Below are 16274 nucleotides of genomic sequence, written 5' to 3' on the forward strand. Positions count from 1 at the left end.
ACAGATGGGTTATATCGTAGGGGTGGATATCGGTAATGCCTCCACCGAGGCGGCGCTGGCGCAGGCCTCCGCCAGCGGGGCATTGACATTTATCGCCAGTTCGCTGGCGGAAACCACCGGTATCAAAGGCACCAAACGCAACGTGTTCGGGATTATGCAGGCCCTGAACGCGGTGGTGGCGCGGGCCGGCATCAGCATTGCCGACCTGACGCTGATACGGCTCAACGAAGCAACGCCGGTCATCGGCGACGTGGCGATGGAAACCATCACCGAAACCGTGATTACCGAGTCCACCATGATCGGCCATAACCCCAAAACGCCGGGCGGTCTGGGGCTGGGAGCCGGTATTACCATCGGCTTCGACGAACTGCTGACGCGCTCGGTGGAGGAACCCTATATCGTCATTGCCCCCGCCGCGCTCGATTTTGCCGATATCGCCGCGATGATCAACGCGGCGGTCAAGGCCGGTTTTCGTATTACGGCGGCTATTTTGCAGCGCGACGACGGCGTGCTGGTCAGCAACCGGCTGGACCAGCCCATCCCCATCGTCGACGAGGTGCGTCATATCGAGCGCATCCCGCTCGGCATGCCCGCGGCGGTGGAAGTGGCCGCCCCCGGCAAGGTGATTACCCAGTTGGCCAATCCTTACGGCATCGCCACCGTGTTCAAGCTGAACGCCGACGAAACCCGCGCCATCGTGCCGGTGGCCCGTTCGCTTATCGGCACCCGCTCCGCGGTGGTGGTGAAAACGCCCAAAGGCGACGTCAAGGCGCGCACCATCCCGGCCGGACATCTGGAGCTGTATGCCGGTAACCGGGTAACGCGCATCGATGTGCACCAGGGAGCGGAAAAAATCATGGCGGCGGTGTCCGCCCTCGGCCGGCTCGACAACGCCGGCGGCGAATCCGGCACCCATATCGGCGGCATGCTGGAGCAGGTGCGCCAGACCATGGCGGAACTGACCAATAAGGATCCGTCCGCCATCGCCATCCAGGATCTGCTGGCGGTGGATACCTTCGTGCCGGTAAACGTTAAAGGCGGCCTGGCCGGGGAATTCTTTATGGAACAGGCGGTGGGCATCGCCGCGATGGTGAAATCCGATCGGCTGCAGATGATGGACATCGCCGACGCGCTGCAACAGCAGACCGGGGTCAGGGTCGCCATCGGCGGCGCCGAGGCGGAGGCCGCCATCCTCGGCGCGCTGACCACGCCGGGCACGCAGCGGCCGCTGGCGATCCTCGATCTGGGCGCCGGCTCCACCGACGCCTCGATCATCGACGGCAACGGCCGCATCGTCGCCACGCACCTGGCGGGCGCCGGCGATATGGTGACGCTGCTGATCAATTCCGAACTGGGGCTTGAACAGCGCCAACTGGCGGAGGACATCAAAAAGTATCCCCTGGCCAAGGTGGAGAGCCTGTTCCATATCCGCCATGAGGACGGCAGCGTGCAGTTTTTCGACCACCCCCTGCCGGCCGACGTGTTTGCCCGGGTGGTGGTGGTCAAGGAGGACGGCATGGTGCCCCTGCCGGCCGATCTGGCGCTGGAAAAAGTGCGCGTGGTGCGGCGCAGCGCCAAGCAACGGGTGTTTGTCGCCAATGCCCTGCGCGCGCTGACCCAGGTCAGCCCGACCGGCAGCATTCGCGATATTCCCTTCGTCGTGCTGGTGGGCGGCTCCGCGCTGGACTTTGAAATACCGCAGCTGGTGACGGACGCGCTGGCCCATTTCCACCTGGTGGCCGGCCAGGGCAACGTGCGCGGCTGCGAAGGCCCGCGCAACGCCGTCGCCACGGGACTGGTGCTGTCATGGATCGGGGAGGCGGCGCATGAGCCTGCCTGATATCAGCCATCCGGCCATCATCGTCATCCTGTGCGGCGGCGGGCGTCCCGGCTGGCAACAGCTGCTGCTGGGCATGGAAGAGGAAGGCATCCCGTATGCGCTGCATGACGCCGGCGATGACGCCACCCCGCTGGCCCTCCTGGCGCACCAGGCCTCGAACGCATCGCCGCTGGCGGTGGGCGTGGCGGTCGGCGCGCAGGATATCGCGGTGCACGATCCGCATTTACCCGCCGACCGCCCGCTGTTTGTCCTCAGGGACTATACGCGGCTGCCGGCGCAAGAAATCCGCCGGCTGGGCTGCAACGCGGCACGGCTGGTGAAAGGGTTACCGTTTAAATAATGCCGGGCAATAAACCACATCACGTCGCCCACAACAGGAGAGAAAGCATGAACAACGCATTGGGATTAATTGAAACTAAAGGGCTGGTCGGCGCCATTATCGCCGCGGACGCCATGGTCAAATCGGCCAACGTCCAACTGGTGGGCTATGAAAAAATAGGCTCGGGTCTGGTAACGGTCATGGTGCGCGGCGACGTCGGGGCGGTCAAGGCGGCGGTGGATGCCGGCGCGGCGGCGGCCCAGGGCATCGGCAACGTGGTCTCCACGCACGTTATTCCCCGTCCGCATTCGGATGTCGAGGGCTTTTTGCCCACCGCCACCCCGGTACTGGGTGAATAACCTGAAGGTGACCGCGTGAAAACCTCACTGGGTTTGCTTGAAGTCGCCGGTCTGGCGCTGGCCGTCAAGGCGGCCGACACCATGGCCAAGGCGGCGAACGTTGCCCTGACCGGCATCAAAAGGACCAACGGCTCGGGCTGGATGCTGATCACCATTACCGGTGACGTGGCGGCGGTCAATTCGGCCATTGCCAACGGCGCGGCGCTGGCGCGCCGGGAAAACGGCTGGGTGGCGCAACGGGTTATCGCCCGTCCCGCGGACGGTCTGGACTGCTGGCTGGACGGCGCGATAAAAACCCGGCCCGCCGACGGCGGCAACAATGCCCTGGACCGGCATGACGATATCGCGTCCGGCGCGCCGGCGGAATCAGGCGCGGTTGCGCTCGCAAGCCGCGCGGCGCCACCCGCGGCCAGTATCCCGGCAGCGGCGGATATCGCCCCGGCCGGCGCGATCGCGGCGGGAGAGGAACCCGCCGCACCGCCGGCGGCGATCCTCACCGCACCGCCGGTAAAACCGGCGGCGGAAGTACGCGGCGAACCGGCAATGTTGCCGGACCTGCCTGGGCGGGTGCCGGGCGAATGTAATTTATGTCACGACCCGGCATGTCCGCGCCGCAAAGGCGACCCCCGCGCGACATGTATTCATGACGGAGAAAGAGGCTAAGTCAGATGGAAACATTGGAGTTGCAGTCCCTGGTGGAAAACGTACTGCTCGATATGCGGCGGCGCCCCGTGCCGCTTGGCGTATCGAACCGGCATTTGCATCTGTCCCTTGAGGATTATGAACATCTGTTTCCCGGCCGGCCGCTGATCTTCAAAAAGGATTTGTATCAGCCCGGACAGTTCGCCTCCGAGCAGGTGGTCAACCTCGTCGGTCCGAAAGGCACGCTGAAAAACGTGCGCATCCTCGGCCCGCTGCGCGGCCGGTCCCAGGTGGAAATTTCCAGGACCGACGCCCGGCTGCTGGGCATTGCCGCGCCGCTGCGCCTGTCGGGCAACCTGGACGCCACGCCGGGCATCCGGCTGGTCAGCGCCAGCGGCGAGCTGGAATTACCCCATGGCGTGATCGTGGCGCAACGGCATATCCATATGTCGCCCCTTGATGCGTTGCTGTTCGGCGTTAAGCCGGGCGATGTGGTGCGCGTAGCCCTGAACGGCACCGGCCGCCGGCTGATCTTTGACGATGTGGTGATCCGGGTGGGCGAGCATATGCGCCTGGAAATGCATATTGATACCGACGAGGCCAACGCGGCCGACGCCGGTGACAAAGGCGCCACCGCGGTTTTGCTGGGGCGCTGAGGATGGTTTGGGAAGGCGGGCGCGAACAATGGCTGGCGGAATGCGTCGTCCGGGTACTGCAGCGACTACAACAGCGCCAGCGGGCTGAGCTGGTGCTGCCGCTGCCGCGCTTAATCCGCGACTGGCCCGCGAACGCCGCGCTGAACCATGCGCGTCTGCGGGTGACGCACACCACGCCGGCTTTTTGGCAACGGCTGGCCAGCGGCGGGGACGAAGATGCGGCGTTTGACGCGCTGAGGCGGGCCTGGCGCGACGGCATGCAGGTATGGCTTGAAATCGATAACGCCTGCTTCGGCCTGCTGCCGGTCGCCGGGCTGCTACGGCTGCCGCTGCGTTTTTGCGCGCCGGACGGCAGGCCGGTTCACCTGCTGGCGCGCCGGGTGGCGGGCTACGCCGATGTGCGACCGCTGCCGCCGGGATATCTCGTCGTGGCGCGCCATGTCCTGCTGACCGCATTGGCCAGGGATGAAATTGTTAAACGTCGACTTCAACTTTACAGGCAGGACTAGAACATGCAACTGGCTCGCGTAATCGGTTCGGTGGTGTCGACGCAGAAAGCGCCTTCGCTGCTGGGTAAAAAATTGATGGTGGTGGAACCGGTCAATGTCGACGGTTCGGCCCCCAGCGGCTTCACGCAGCAGGAGGTGGCGGTGGATTCCGTCGGCGCGGGCGAAGGCGAAATCGTGCTGCTGGCGCGGGGGGCGTCGGCGCGCTGGGTATTCGCCGAGCCCAACCAGGCCATCGACCTGGCGATTGTCGGCATCGTCGACACCATTGTTCCTTAACAGAGGCCGGATCGGGAGCGGGTTATGAGCATCTATACCAAAACCGGCGATAAAGGCACCACCTCGCTTATCGGCGGCCAACGCATTAAAAAATACCACCCGCGCGTCGACGCCTACGGCACGGTGGATGAACTGAACGCCTGCCTGGCGGTGGCCGCCCATCAGGTGCGCGACGCGCAAAACCGACGTCTGCTGCGCGCCATCCAACAGCAGTTGTTCTGGCTGGGCGCGGAATTGGCCGACGAACGGCCCGGCCTGCGATCCGATAGCGTCCAGCGCCTGGGCGCCGAACAGATAACGCAGCTGGAGCAGGCCATCGATCGCTGCATGGCGGCGCTGCCGCCGGTCACGGGCTTTGTACTGCCCGGCGACAGCCCGGCCGGCAGTCAACTGCATTTGGCGCGCACCGTGGCCAGGCGCGCCGAGCGGCTGCTGGTGCATTTGGCGGACGAGACGCCGGTGCGCGGCGAGGTGCTCGGTTTTATCAACCGGTTATCGGACTGCCTGTATGCGCTGGCCCGCTTTGAGGATCGCTGTGCCGAAACCGACGCCGTGGTCGGCGAGGTGCTACGGCGCTATCAGGCAAGCGCGGGGTCCACCGCCGGCCAGGCCGGGGCGGACCCCGCCCCGCCTGACGGCGAAACGTCCGGCGCGCCGGAGGACCTTGACTTTCTGCTGGTCCATGGCCTGTTGCGCGCGGCGATGGCGGCGGCCGGCGAACTGGCGGTGGCGGTGGTGATGGCCGTTGTGGATCGGCACGGCAATCCGGTCATCACCTATCGCATGAGCGGCGCGCTGCTGGCCGCCATCGATCTGGCGCCGAAAAAGGCCTGGTCCGCCGTGGCGCTGAAAACCGCCACCCATGAACTTGGCCCGGACATCCAGCCCGGCGCCGCACTGTATCAATTAGAAGCCTCATCGGGCGGCAGGATTGTCACCTTTGGCGGCGGATATCCGCTTTACCGCGCGGGCCTTCTTATCGGCGGGCTGGGCATCAGCGGCGGCACCGTCGACCAGGACCGGCACATCGCCCAATGGGCTATCACTCAATGTCATGTGGGGAAAGAGTCATGAATACAAATGAACTGGAAACGCTGATCCGCACCATAGTGCGCGAAAAACTCGAGCCGGCGCGGCGGGAAAAAACCACCTCGGCCCTGTTCGACCACGTCGATCAGGCGATCGATGCGGCACACGCGGCGTTCCTGGCCTATCAACAGTGCCCGCTGAAAACGCGCAACGCCGTGATCGCCGCCATTCGCCATGACCTGGTGCCGCATCTGCAGGTGCTGGCCGAACGCGGCGCCGAGGAAACCGGCATGGGGCGCGTAGAGGATAAGCTGCTGAAAAACCGCGTGGCGCTGGAAAAAACGCCCGGCGTGGAAGACCTGGTCACCGAGGCCATCACCGGCGACGAAGGCATGGTCTTGTTCGAGTACTCGCCGTTCGGCGTGATCGGATCGGTGGCGCCCAGCACCAATCCCACCGAGACCATTATCAATAACTGTATCAGCATGCTGGCCGCCGGCAACGCCATCTTCTTCAGCCCGCATCCCGGGGCCAAAAATGTGTCGCTGTGGCTTATCGAGCAGATCGAAGCCATTATTTTCACCGCCTGCGGCATCCATAACCTGGTGACCTGCCTGCGCGAGCCAAGCTTCGAGTCCACGCAACAGATGATGAAACACCCCCTGATTGCCCTGCTGGCCATCACCGGCGGTCCCGGTATTGTCAACATGGCGCTGAAAAGCGGCAAAAAAACCATCGGCGCCGGCGCCGGCAACCCGCCGAGCCTGGTGGATGAAACCGCCGTGCTGGATAAAGCGGCGCAGGATATCGTCAGCGGCGCCTCCTTTGACTACAACCTGCCCTGCACCGCCGAAAAAAGCCTGATCGTGGTGGAAAGCGTGGCCGACGCCCTGCTGTCCGAAATGCAAAAATGCGGCGCGCTGATGGTCGCCGGCGGCGATATCGACAAGCTGCGCAACGTCGCCATTATCGACGGCCACGCCAATAAGGCGCTGGTGGGCAAAAGCCCGCTGGCGCTGCTGCAGGCCGCCGGCCTGCCGCGGCCCGATAAGGCGCCGCGCCTGCTGCTGGTCGAGGTCGGCGCCGGCGACCTGTTTGTCTCGGTGGAACAGCTGATGCCAATCCTCCCGGTGGTGCGCGTACGTGATTTCGACAGCGGCCTGCAGCTGGCGCTCAAGGTCGAAGGCGGCCTGCACCACACCGCCACCATGCATTCGCAAAATGTCTCGCGGCTCAATAAGGCGGCCAGGCTGCTGCAAACCTCCATTTTTGTCAAAAACGGCCCGTCCTATGCCGGGATCGGCGTGGGTGCCGAAGGGTTTGCCACCTTCACCATCGCCACCCCCACCGGCGAAGGCACAACGTCGGCGCGCACCTTCGCCCGCCACCGCCGCTGTGTGTTGACGAATGCGTTCTCCATCCGTTAAACAAATTGCGTTGAGGTAAAGGAAAGACGATGAAACGTTTTGTCATCCCGACCCGCGTCTACAGCGGCATCGACAGCCTGGAGCGCCTGGAGCGCTACCGCGGCAAGAAAATCTGGGTGGTCTGCGACGGCTTCCTGGCCAAGGGCGGTGCCATCGCGCGCCTGCTGGCGCATCTGGACGCCGACCGGGTCAGCCTGTTCAGCGAGATCATGCCGGATCCGCCCATCGCCACCGTGGTGGCCGGTATCGCACAGCTGCAATCGGTCAGGCCGGACGTGGTAATAGGGTTCGGCGGCGGGTCCGCCATCGACGCCGCCAAGGCCATGGTGTTTTTCGGCCGCCGGGTGGGCATCGCCATCGACACCTTTATCGCCATTCCCACCACCAGCGGCACCGGCTCGGAAGTGACCAGCGCCAGCGTGATAAGCGATCCGGCGCAGGGCATCAAATATCCCCTGTTCGACGATGCCATTTATCCCGATATCGCCCTGCTCGATCCGCAGCTGGTGGTATCGGTGCCGCCGGCGGTCACGGCCAATACCGGGATGGACGTATTGACCCATGCCATTGAGGCGTATGTGTCCACCGGCGCCAGCGATTTCAGCGACGCGCTGGCGGAGAAGGCCGCGCAGCTGGTGTTCCGCTACCTGCCGGCCGCGTATGCCACGGGAGACTGCCTGCGCACGCGGGAAAAAATGCACAACGCCGCGACCCTGGCCGGCATGGCCTTCAGCCAGGCCGGGCTGGGTTTAAACCACGCCATCGCCCATCAGTTCGGCGGGCAGCTGCATGTGGCGCACGGACTGGCCAACGCGCTGCTGCTCACCGAAGTGATCCGCTTTAACAGCGCGGACGCGCGGGCGACGAAAAAATATGCCCGCCTGGCAAGGCTCTGTGGCCTGGCCGCCCGGCAAAACGACGATCGGGCCGGGCTAAATCAGTTGCTCAACCATATCAGCCAGTTAAAACGCACCGTCGGCATCCCCGCCGGCCTGGGCGCGCTTGGCCTTGGCGCGGAAAAAATACGCCTCGCCACGCCCCCTATGATCCGGGCGGCGTTAAGCGACGCCACGTTAACCACCAATCCGCGCCCGGCGTCGGATAACGATATCGGGGCGATTATCGGCGCCGTGATATAGCGAAAAACAGGACATTATGAATAGCGAGATAAAAACCGAGCGGGTCATTCAGGAATATGTTCCCGGCAAACAAATTACGCTGGCGCATTTAATTGCCAATCCCAATAAGGATATTTATAAAAAACTGGGGCTGAATGAGGATGACAATGCCATCGGCATTCTCACCATCACGCCCAGCGAAGCCTCGATTATCGCCAGCGATATCGCCACGAAATCCGGCGCGATAAAGATTGGCTTTATCGACCGTTTTACCGGCGCGGTAATTATTTGCGGCGATGTGTCCTCGGTGGAATATGCCCTGAAACAGGTACTGTATACCCTGGGTGAGATGATGAAATTCACCCCCTGCGCGCTGACCCGGACCTGAGCCATGAAACGGTTGATGCTGCTCGGCCCCAGTCAGTCGGGGAAAACCACGCTGTTGCAATGCCTGCGGGGCGATCCCCTGGTCTACCGCAAAACGCAGTCCATGGTTTACCTGGCCGACGCCATTGACAGCCCGGGGGAATATATCGAGAACCGCCATTTTTACAGCGCGCTGCTCTCAAGTTCCTATGAAGCGGATATCGTTGCTTTGGTACAAAGCCTCGACAGTGAAAACAGCTATTTTTCACCCATGTTCGCCACCCTGTTTAATAAACCGGTTATCGGCATTATCACCAAGGGCGACATTGCGGTCGATGAAAGACAAAAAGCCTTCGTTATTCATCAATTAAAGCAGGCCGGCGCGGATCCGCTGTTTCTGGTATCGGCCACCCGGCGGGAAGGTATTGCGCCACTGCTGACGTATCTGGAATAACAGTTTCGGAGTAACAGATGACACACCTTATTATGGCGGTGAATGCCGGCAGCTCGTCCCTTAAGTTCGAATTATTTGCCATGCCGGAGGAAATCACCCTGGCCAAGGGGCTGTTTGAAAGGCTGGGCAGCGGCAGCGCGCGCTTTACCCTGCGCGCGGACGGGGGCAAACATCAGGCCGACGTAGCGCTTAACGATCACCAGCAGGCGGCGGAGTATTTACTGGATACCCTGCTGCAACGCGGCATCGTCGACTCCCTGGCGCATATCGACGGCGTCGGCCACCGGGTGGCCCACGGCGGCGAATATTTCAAGGATTCCGCGCCTATCGACGCCGCCGCGCTGGAGGAAATCGACGCACTCGGCGCCCTGGCGCCTATCCATAACCCGGTTAACGCCAAGGGTATCCGCGCGTTCCAGCGGCGTCTGCCGCACGCGGTCTGCGTGGGGGTGTTCGATACTTCTTTTCACCAGACCATCAGCGAGGCCGGCTATCTTTATCCGCTGCCCTACCGTTATTACCATGATTACGGCATCCGCCGCTACGGTTTTCACGGCACCAGCCATAAATACATCGCCGAAACCTGCGCCGGTTTGCTGGGGCGGAGGGACCTGCGCATCATTTCCTGCCATCTGGGCAACGGGGCCAGCATCTGCGCCATTAACGGCGGCCGGTCGGTCGCCACCTCCATGGGATTTACGCCGCTGGCCGGACTGATGATGGGCACGCGCTGCGGCGATATCGATCCGTCGATAGTGCCGTTTATCGCCTTACGCGAAAATAAATCTGCACAACAATTGCTTGAGATCATGAATAACGCGTCCGGGCTGCTGGGCGTCTCTGGGATCTCCAATGACTGTCGTGATATCGTAAGCGCCGCCGAGTCGGGCAATCATCGCGCGACGCTGGCGCTGGCCATGTTCACCGATCGCATCCGCAGCGCTATCGGCGCGTACGCAACCGAAATGGACGGCGTGGATGTGGTGATTTTTACCGCCGGCATCGGCGAGAACGCCGCCGGTATCCGCCGGCAAATCTGCCGTAATCTCGCATTTCTGGGCATCCGCGTGGACGAAAACAAAAACGAGCGTCACGCCACGTTTATCCAGCAGGACGGCGCGCCGGTTATCGTCGCGGTGATCCCCACCAATGAAGAATTGATGATCGCCCGCGATGTCATGCGTGTCGGTCTGGCGCAACCAAAAGAGGTGCAACATGTCGGGTAAGGTATGGCTGGTGGGCGCCGGTCCGGGCGATCCCGGGCTGATAACCGTGATGGGGCTGGACTGCCTGAAGCGCGCCGACGCGGTGGTCTACGATCGCCTGGTCAATCCCCTGCTGCTGAAAGAAGCCGCCGCGCACTGCGTGCTGATCGACGTGGGCAAACGCGCCGATCACCACCCGATCCCGCAGGATCGGATTAACGCCATTCTGATCGAACAGGCGAATATGGGCCGCGAGGTGGTGCGGCTGAAAGGCGGCGATCCTTTTGTCTTCGGCCGAGGCGGCGAAGAGGCCGAGGCGCTGGTGCGCGCCGGCGTTACCTGCGAGGTGGTGCCGGGTATTACCTCGGCCATCGGCGGGCTGGCGCGCGCCGGCATCCCGGTGACCCATCGTGACTTCGCCTCCTCGTTTCATGTTATCACCGGGCACCTGCGCGACGGCAAGGATCCGCATAACTGGCGGGTGCTGGCGCAGCTGGACGGCACGCTGATTATCCTGATGGGTATGTCGCGGCTGGCGGATATCTGCCGGCAGCTTATCCTCCATGGCCGGGACGCGGATACGCCGGCGGCGGTGGTAATGAACGCCAGCCATCCGGAACAGCGCACCGTGCTGGCCACCCTCGGCACGCTTGCGCAAGAAAGCGCGCGGGCGGGAATGGCGGCGCCGTCGCTGATTGTCATCGGCGACGTGGCCGCGCTGACCTTGCTGCAATCGTTATGATGACGGCGGCGCGGCCGCCTGTTATATAATATTGGCGATATCATTGGCTGCGCGGCGTCCATGGCCTTGCCGCCAACCCGATAGATCTGCAGGGAGTTATTTATGGCGCAAGCCAATCAGCACGGCGGCAACGTACTGGACATGGCGTTAGCCTCGGGGGTGGATGAAGCCTCGATCGTGGATTTCAGCGCCAATATCAATCCGCTCGGCATGCCGCCTAGCCTCAGGCGGGCGCTGGCCGAAACGTGGGCGCTGGCGGAGCGCTATCCCGATCCGCTTTATCGCCGGCTGCACGCCAGGCTTGCCGCGCACCATGGCTGCCCGGCATCCTGGATCCTGGCGGGCAACGGCGCCACCGAGCTGATTTATGATCTTGCGTTCCTGCTGCGCGGCAAAACCGTGCTGCTGTTAAGCCCGGGTTTCGCCGAATATCGGCTCGCCCTGGAGGGCATGGACTGCCGCATCAGGGAATATCGGCTGGCGGAGCACGATGATTTTCTCCCCGACCCGCGCCTGTTGGCGGCGCTCGGCCCCGGCATCGACTGCCTGTTTCTCTGCACGCCCAATAATCCCACCGGCCAGCTGATTGAACCTGATCTTATGCAGGCCATCACCCTGCGCTGCCGCGAACTGGCGATTACGCTGGTGGTGGATGAGGCTTTTATGGATTTCATCCCCGGCGGCGTCAGTATGATTGATAGCCTGTCCGGTTTGCCTGCGGTATTTGTTCTGCGTTCGCTGACCAAATTTTACGCCATCCCCGGCCTGAGGCTGGGCTATATGGTCAGCAGCGACGGGCAGGCGGTGGCGCGGTTGCGCGAACGCCGCCCTCCCTGGACCATAAACGCCTTCGCCGCGCTGGCCGGTGAAGTGGTACTGGACGATGCGGATTATCAGCGTGATTCAAGGCAATGGCTGCAAGAGCAGCAGGCATACCTGTTTACAGGACTTCACGCCCTGCCCGCGCTCAAGGTCTGGCGGCCGGCGGCCAATTTTATCTTTTTTCGCTGCCTGCGCCCCGGCCTTGATTTACAGGGTCTGCTGCTGCGAAAGGGCTTGCTTATCCGCAGTTGCGCCAACTATGCCGGCCTGTCCGGCGAGTATTATCGTGTGGCTATCAAGGATAAGGCGGATAATCGCCGCCTGCTCGACGCCTTGCGCAAGGTGTTTGCCCATGATTAAACAATGCTGTCATTCCAGCGGCCCGTGGTATACCCATGGCTGAGGCACGCTGCCCCGCTTCCTGCGGCGAGCTGCTGCAGGGCTGGATTAACGGCGGCGAAAAGCTGGTGTCCTGCCCTATCGACTGGTTTAGCGAGGTGGAAGTGCGCGCGGGGCCGCCTATGGCGGATGAACGCCCGCTCAGCCGGCGCATGCTCGATCAGGTTATCAAGCATTTTGGTGTCAATCCCGGTGACGTGCCGCCGCTGCGCATCGAGCGCCGGTCCACCATTCCCATCGCCAAGGGGCTGGCGAGCAGCACCGCCGATATTGCCGCCACGGCAGTGGCCACCGCGCGCTGGCTTGGGCGGGAGCTTGATGAAATGACCCTGGCGCGGCTTTGCCTGCGGCTGGAGCCCACCGACAGCACGGTATTTAAAGCGCTGACGCTGTTTGACCACCGCCGGGGCACCTGCCATATTTCCCATCACTGGTTGCCCCAGCTCGATATCCTTATCCTGGAAAGCCCGCATACGCTTACCACCGCCGCGTCACATCAGCAAATTCACGATGATCAGCTTCGCGCGCAGGCGCAGCCGCTGCAAAATGCCTGGCTATTGTTCCAGCAAAGCTGCGTCGCGCACTCTCCCGGCCAGCTGGGCGCCGCCGCCACCCTCAGCGCCCGGGCGCGTAATGCGCTGTTGCCGAAACCCGGGTTCGAGACGCTGCTGCGCTTTGTGGAACAGCAGGATCTCTACGGCCTGAACGTCGCCCACAGCGGCACCGTGGTGGGCCTGCTGCTCAATGCGAGGACACATGACACCGACAGGCTTATGGCCGCCCTGGCGGAAACCGGCCTCCTGCGCCACTACACCCGCCAGCATATTACGCGCCTGGTAGCGGGCGGCGTGCGTTAGCCCTATCAAAAAACAACATGCCCTATTAGGCAATTGACTACTTCATACCAGGCAATATACTTAGTATTACTTCCTATGTGATTATATTTTACTGGCTTTGATAAAATGTTTATTAATTTTATTTTTCAACCTATAACGAAGGGCTGACCTGCCGATATTTCTTGAAAGATATAAGTTCATCGCCCTCATTTATAAGATTCAAATATAATTTGAGATAGCAATATAAGGAAGTGATTATTCCCGTTGCAGTTAATAAGCCAGAATATGACAGGGACACCGGGCAGCATCCCTGGAGGCGACGCCAGTGAAATAAATTTTTTTCAGGTTTTTTTACTATCGCAATTTTTATATTGATAAATTGATTATCCCATCCATTTCAACAACGACGAGATATTAATTGAAAAATACTCATATTTTATGAAATCGCACATATTATAACGAGGAATTATACATGAAAAATTCATTTGTAAGTAATTGCAATCAACCCACTCTAGCCCCCCCATCAACAGCGGTAAATATACATTTAGAAAACGTTACGTCAACTACCGTCACGATACTCTGGGATATTAGCGAAGGCGCGCCAGTTCAATATTGGCAGATTTTCGACAGTGAGAGAAATGTGGTCATAAAATACATTCCGGGATTTCCCCATAGACTTTTTCTTACCGATTTATACCCCTATACCTTCTATACTATATTTATTGTTGGCATAGGCTACGACGGCACACCGAGCAGGCTCAACCGGCCTTTTCACTTTTTCACGAATGCGTTACCGGGTTCGTCGCGCCCGGGATGCGACCCGCACCGACATTGCCAGCCGCCGCGCCCGCCCTATAATCCGCCGCATCAGCACTGCGAGCCGCCGCGTCCGCCCTATTATCCGCCGCATCAGCATTGCCAGCCGCCGCGTCCGCCTTATTATCCGCCGCATCAGCATTGCGAGCCGCCGCGCCCGCCCTATTATCCGCCGCATCAGCATTGCGAGCCGCCGCGCCCGCCCTATTATCCGCCGCATCAGCATTGCGAGCCGCCGCGCCCGCCCTATTATCCACAGTATCAGCCTTGCAAGCCGCCGCGCCCGCCCTATTATCCGCCGCATCAGCATTGCGAGCCGCCGCGCCCGCCCTATTATCCACAGTATCAGCCTTGCAAGCCGCCGCGCCCGCCCTATTATCCGCCGCATCAGCCTTGCAAGCCGCCACGCCCGCCTTATTATCCGCCGCATCAGCATTGCGAGCCGCCGCGTCCGCCTTATTATCCGCCGCATCAGCATTGCGAGCCGCCGCGTCCGCCTTATTATCCGCCGCATCAGCATTGCGAGCCGCCGCGCCCGCCTTATTATCCGCCGCATCAGCCTTGCGAGCCGCCGCGCCCGCCCTATTATCCGCCGCATCAGCCCTGCGAGCCGCCGCGCCCGCCTTATTATCCGCCGCATCAGCCTTGCGAGCCGCCGCGCCCGCCTTATTATCCGCCGCGTCCCTCTGGTGAACATCAACGATATTAATTTACTACTAAATAACACCCTCCCAGCTGCCCGTTTAACGGGCAGCAAAAACAGGCAAACCAATAATGGGTTTGTTTTATTAATTTTATACTTTATCAATAAATAAAGATCATTAATTGAAATTGATGACAGGGGGAAAAACTCAATCCAGCATTTTAGCTATAATCATAATGATAAGCCAACATTTAAATAGTGAACATTGAGGGTATTATAATGCAAAATCAATTTTCCCTAGACCGCAATGCCCCTGTATTTTTGCGCCCGGCGGTTCCCGTAAACCTGAATCTCGCCATACTTACCGCGACCACCGCTATTTTAACCTGGGACGCTGGCCAGGGCGGCGCGCCCACCGCCTATTACCGCGCATTGCACGCGGGGTTTCCCGGGGGTTGGATAGCACAAACCCGCGGCGATGAGACATCCGTGTCAATTTGTTATCTTTCCCCGAACACACGCCATGATTTTTATATTTTTGCCGTGGGCTTTGACAATATATTAAGCGTAGCATCGGAACCGCTTAACTGTTTTACGCCGGAACAGGTTTATTCGTGGCCATCTGACGCCTGCGGCGCGGATTAATGTTACCCGCCAACGATGCCTTTACACCCACGCCGTTACCTCAGCGCCTGGGTGGACACAATGCGATCTATTTTAGCGATCCGTTTACCGTCCCAGATAAACTCATAATGCGCGCTTTGCTGGACGCTTTTCACTCCTTTCGGGGTAAACAGTCCCCAGCAGACCGCTCCCGGCCGGCGGACCGAACGATAGCGCAGCGCAGCACATCCATTGGCTTTCAAAGAGCGCCCCAGCTCCCTGGCGGCGGTATAGCTAAGCGGATCATAGACCACGTTGGCAAGCGGCAGCACCAGCGCGTCGTAAGCCGGCGCCGGATCGAAAATAAACACCAGGCCGCGCATCACCAGGCGATCATATTTCAGTCCATCGATAAACTGCCAGTAGCGCTCCTGGTGATAGGCCACCTCCGCCAGGGCGGTGGCCATCTCATCGGCAAGATACAACATGCCGAACGTGCCGTCGGAAAAACGGCTGCCCAGCGGATTAACATGGGTAAACGGCGCTACCGCGTAGGAACAGCCCGCAATGCCGAACGGAATTTCCCCGGCGGCCAAAAACGCCAGGTCGCCGGTTTCATTTTGCAGCCTGGGGTTGGTCAATGCCTGTAGCGCATAAAGGATGTCGAACTCTGCCTCGTCGGCCACATCCTCAAATAACGCGATCGGCGGATATTTAGAAGTAATCAGCCGGTAGCCGCGCTGTTGCGCGATCTCCAGGGCGGGCAGTCTGGGTGGGGCCGTGACTACCATTGCCCCCCCCGCAGCGCGTCCAGCTGTTTATGGACTTCGTATAACGTGCCGAAATGGCCGGTGCTGAGCATATCCAGCGGCCTGCGCCCGCTAAAATAAGGATTATGGTTGTTCAGCGCCATAAAACCATACACGTTTTCGGGGTTTTCAAATAACGTGCGCAGCGAGGCGTGGATATTGAGCAGGTAGCTCAAACGCTCCAATTGATCGTTGGTCAGCTGGGCTGCGGCCGGATCTTTCCTGAATTTATAAAAGGACGCTTTTGAGATCTGCAAAATGGCCTGCGCCTGTTCAGGGGTGCACCCCCATTTATCAAGGATAGCCATCACCGTTTTAAGCCCAACGGCGGCGACATGACGTTTCTCGTCGTTAAACGGTAATTTGTGCGGCAATACCATTACTGAGCCCTCCGCTGTCGTCTT

Annotated in this window: 18 protein-coding genes and 1 pseudogene; 16 read left to right on the forward strand and 3 right to left on the reverse strand. The window is 60.8% G+C overall.

Annotation, left to right across the window (positions count from 1 at the left end):
* The first annotated feature begins 4 nt into the window (after positions 1-4).
* From ACL2XQ_RS13940 to ACL2XQ_RS14015, 16 genes and pseudogenes are all read left to right on the forward strand, one after another.
* The gene (locus tag ACL2XQ_RS13940; RefSeq protein WP_413739335.1) at positions 5-1840 is read left to right on the forward strand and encodes a diol dehydratase reactivase subunit alpha; all 1836 of its coding nucleotides are present in this window, start codon (positions 5-7) and stop codon (positions 1838-1840) included.
* Positions 1827-2180, forward strand: coding sequence for a glycerol dehydratase reactivase beta/small subunit family protein (locus tag ACL2XQ_RS13945; protein ID WP_413728439.1), 354 nt, complete (start codon positions 1827-1829; stop codon positions 2178-2180). Before ACL2XQ_RS13940 ends, ACL2XQ_RS13945 begins: the two co-directional genes overlap by 14 nt.
* 47 nt (positions 2181-2227) lie before the next feature.
* Positions 2228-2518, forward strand: a complete 291-nt coding sequence (locus ACL2XQ_RS13950; protein WP_331119175.1) for a BMC domain-containing protein — start codon at positions 2228-2230, stop codon at positions 2516-2518.
* Positions 2519-2533: 15 nt separating this feature from the next.
* Positions 2534-2785, forward strand: a pseudogene (locus ACL2XQ_RS13955) (BMC domain-containing protein); the annotation flags it as partial.
* 401 nt (positions 2786-3186) lie between these two features.
* Positions 3187-3816, forward strand: a complete 630-nt coding sequence (locus ACL2XQ_RS13960) for a phosphate propanoyltransferase (protein ID WP_410015137.1) — start codon at positions 3187-3189, stop codon at positions 3814-3816.
* 2 nt (positions 3817-3818) lie between these two features.
* Entirely contained in the window at positions 3819-4325 is a 507-nt protein-coding gene (gene pduM / locus ACL2XQ_RS13965) for a PduM family microcompartment protein (RefSeq protein ID WP_413728440.1), read from the forward strand.
* A gap of 3 nt (positions 4326-4328) precedes the next feature.
* Entirely contained in the window at positions 4329-4601 is a 273-nt protein-coding gene (locus ACL2XQ_RS13970; protein WP_410015139.1) for a EutN/CcmL family microcompartment protein, read from the forward strand.
* A 24-nt stretch (positions 4602-4625) separates the two neighbouring features.
* On the forward strand, positions 4626-5675 hold the full coding sequence (locus ACL2XQ_RS13975; protein WP_413739336.1) for a cob(I)yrinic acid a,c-diamide adenosyltransferase: 1050 nt from the start codon (positions 4626-4628) through the stop codon (positions 5673-5675).
* A complete protein-coding gene (locus ACL2XQ_RS13980) occupies positions 5672-7057 on the forward strand; it encodes an aldehyde dehydrogenase family protein (RefSeq protein WP_413728442.1) in 1386 nt (461 codons plus the stop codon). Before ACL2XQ_RS13975 ends, ACL2XQ_RS13980 begins: the two co-directional genes overlap by 4 nt.
* A gap of 29 nt (positions 7058-7086) precedes the next feature.
* A complete protein-coding gene (locus ACL2XQ_RS13985) occupies positions 7087-8196 on the forward strand; it encodes a 1-propanol dehydrogenase PduQ (RefSeq protein WP_413739337.1) in 1110 nt (369 codons plus the stop codon).
* A 16-nt stretch (positions 8197-8212) separates the two neighbouring features.
* On the forward strand, positions 8213-8563 hold the full coding sequence (locus ACL2XQ_RS13990) for a BMC domain-containing protein (protein ID WP_331119159.1): 351 nt from the start codon (positions 8213-8215) through the stop codon (positions 8561-8563).
* 3 nt (positions 8564-8566) lie between these two features.
* A complete protein-coding gene (locus ACL2XQ_RS13995) occupies positions 8567-8995 on the forward strand; it encodes a EutP/PduV family microcompartment system protein (protein WP_413722827.1) in 429 nt (142 codons plus the stop codon).
* A 17-nt stretch (positions 8996-9012) separates the two neighbouring features.
* Positions 9013-10221 carry an acetate/propionate family kinase gene (locus ACL2XQ_RS14000; protein ID WP_413739338.1) on the forward strand — a complete coding sequence of 403 codons (1209 nt, stop codon included), beginning with the start codon at positions 9013-9015 and terminating at the stop codon, positions 10219-10221.
* Positions 10211-10942: a uroporphyrinogen-III C-methyltransferase gene (cobA, locus tag ACL2XQ_RS14005; RefSeq protein ID WP_413722825.1), complete on the forward strand. Its 732-nt coding sequence runs from the start codon at positions 10211-10213 to the stop codon at positions 10940-10942. Before ACL2XQ_RS14000 ends, cobA begins: the two co-directional genes overlap by 11 nt.
* Positions 10943-11044: 102 nt before the next feature.
* Complete coding sequence (gene cobD / locus ACL2XQ_RS14010; protein WP_413739339.1) at positions 11045-12124, forward strand: threonine-phosphate decarboxylase CobD; 1080 nt, start codon at positions 11045-11047, stop codon at positions 12122-12124.
* A 35-nt stretch (positions 12125-12159) separates the two neighbouring features.
* Positions 12160-13020 carry a GHMP kinase gene (locus tag ACL2XQ_RS14015; protein WP_413739340.1) on the forward strand — a complete coding sequence of 287 codons (861 nt, stop codon included), beginning with the start codon at positions 12160-12162 and terminating at the stop codon, positions 13018-13020.
* Positions 13021-13789: 769 nt separating this feature from the next.
* Here ACL2XQ_RS14015 and ACL2XQ_RS14020 read toward each other — a convergent pair.
* From ACL2XQ_RS14020 to ACL2XQ_RS14030, 3 genes are all read right to left on the reverse strand, one after another.
* On the reverse strand, positions 13790-14512 hold the full coding sequence (locus ACL2XQ_RS14020; RefSeq protein WP_413739341.1) for a hypothetical protein: 723 nt from the start codon (positions 14510-14512) through the stop codon (positions 13790-13792).
* A gap of 626 nt (positions 14513-15138) precedes the next feature.
* Positions 15139-15852 (reverse strand): RES family NAD+ phosphorylase, encoded by a 714-nt coding sequence (locus tag ACL2XQ_RS14025; RefSeq protein WP_413722821.1) that lies wholly within the window; start codon positions 15850-15852, stop codon positions 15139-15141.
* Positions 15846-16250, reverse strand: a complete 405-nt coding sequence (locus tag ACL2XQ_RS14030) for an antitoxin Xre-like helix-turn-helix domain-containing protein (RefSeq protein WP_410015150.1) — start codon at positions 16248-16250, stop codon at positions 15846-15848. Before ACL2XQ_RS14030 ends, ACL2XQ_RS14025 begins: the two co-directional genes overlap by 7 nt.
* Positions 16251-16274 lie beyond the last annotated feature (24 nt).

Origin of the sequence: Sodalis sp. RH14 (assembly GCF_047324285.1) — a bacterium.
Classification (GTDB): domain Bacteria; phylum Pseudomonadota; class Gammaproteobacteria; order Enterobacterales; family Enterobacteriaceae; genus Acerihabitans.

Bases quoted from the DNA above. Each gene is read 5' to 3' on its own strand.
- ACL2XQ_RS13940 (WP_413739335.1), top strand. From the start codon at position 5: ATGGGTTATATCGTAGGGGTGGATATCGGTAATGCCTCCACCGAGGCG.
- ACL2XQ_RS13945 (WP_413728439.1), top strand. From the start codon at position 1,827: ATGAGCCTGCCTGATATCAGCCATCCGGCCATCATCGTCATCCTGTGC.
- ACL2XQ_RS13950 (WP_331119175.1), top strand. From the start codon at position 2,228: ATGAACAACGCATTGGGATTAATTGAAACTAAAGGGCTGGTCGGCGCC.
- ACL2XQ_RS13960 (WP_410015137.1), top strand. From the start codon at position 3,187: ATGGAAACATTGGAGTTGCAGTCCCTGGTGGAAAACGTACTGCTCGAT.
- pduM (WP_413728440.1), top strand. From the start codon at position 3,819: ATGGTTTGGGAAGGCGGGCGCGAACAATGGCTGGCGGAATGCGTCGTC.
- ACL2XQ_RS13970 (WP_410015139.1), top strand. From the start codon at position 4,329: ATGCAACTGGCTCGCGTAATCGGTTCGGTGGTGTCGACGCAGAAAGCG.
- ACL2XQ_RS13975 (WP_413739336.1), top strand. From the start codon at position 4,626: ATGAGCATCTATACCAAAACCGGCGATAAAGGCACCACCTCGCTTATC.
- ACL2XQ_RS13980 (WP_413728442.1), top strand. From the start codon at position 5,672: ATGAATACAAATGAACTGGAAACGCTGATCCGCACCATAGTGCGCGAA.
- ACL2XQ_RS13985 (WP_413739337.1), top strand. From the start codon at position 7,087: ATGAAACGTTTTGTCATCCCGACCCGCGTCTACAGCGGCATCGACAGC.
- ACL2XQ_RS13990 (WP_331119159.1), top strand. From the start codon at position 8,213: ATGAATAGCGAGATAAAAACCGAGCGGGTCATTCAGGAATATGTTCCC.
- ACL2XQ_RS13995 (WP_413722827.1), top strand. From the start codon at position 8,567: ATGAAACGGTTGATGCTGCTCGGCCCCAGTCAGTCGGGGAAAACCACG.
- ACL2XQ_RS14000 (WP_413739338.1), top strand. From the start codon at position 9,013: ATGACACACCTTATTATGGCGGTGAATGCCGGCAGCTCGTCCCTTAAG.
- cobA (WP_413722825.1), top strand. From the start codon at position 10,211: ATGTCGGGTAAGGTATGGCTGGTGGGCGCCGGTCCGGGCGATCCCGGG.
- cobD (WP_413739339.1), top strand. From the start codon at position 11,045: ATGGCGCAAGCCAATCAGCACGGCGGCAACGTACTGGACATGGCGTTA.
- ACL2XQ_RS14015 (WP_413739340.1), top strand. From the start codon at position 12,160: ATGGCTGAGGCACGCTGCCCCGCTTCCTGCGGCGAGCTGCTGCAGGGC.
- ACL2XQ_RS14020 (WP_413739341.1), bottom strand. From the start codon at position 14,512: ATGTTCACCAGAGGGACGCGGCGGATAATAAGGCGGGCGCGGCGGCTC.
- ACL2XQ_RS14025 (WP_413722821.1), bottom strand. From the start codon at position 15,852: ATGGTAGTCACGGCCCCACCCAGACTGCCCGCCCTGGAGATCGCGCAA.
- ACL2XQ_RS14030 (WP_410015150.1), bottom strand. From the start codon at position 16,250: ATGGTATTGCCGCACAAATTACCGTTTAACGACGAGAAACGTCATGTC.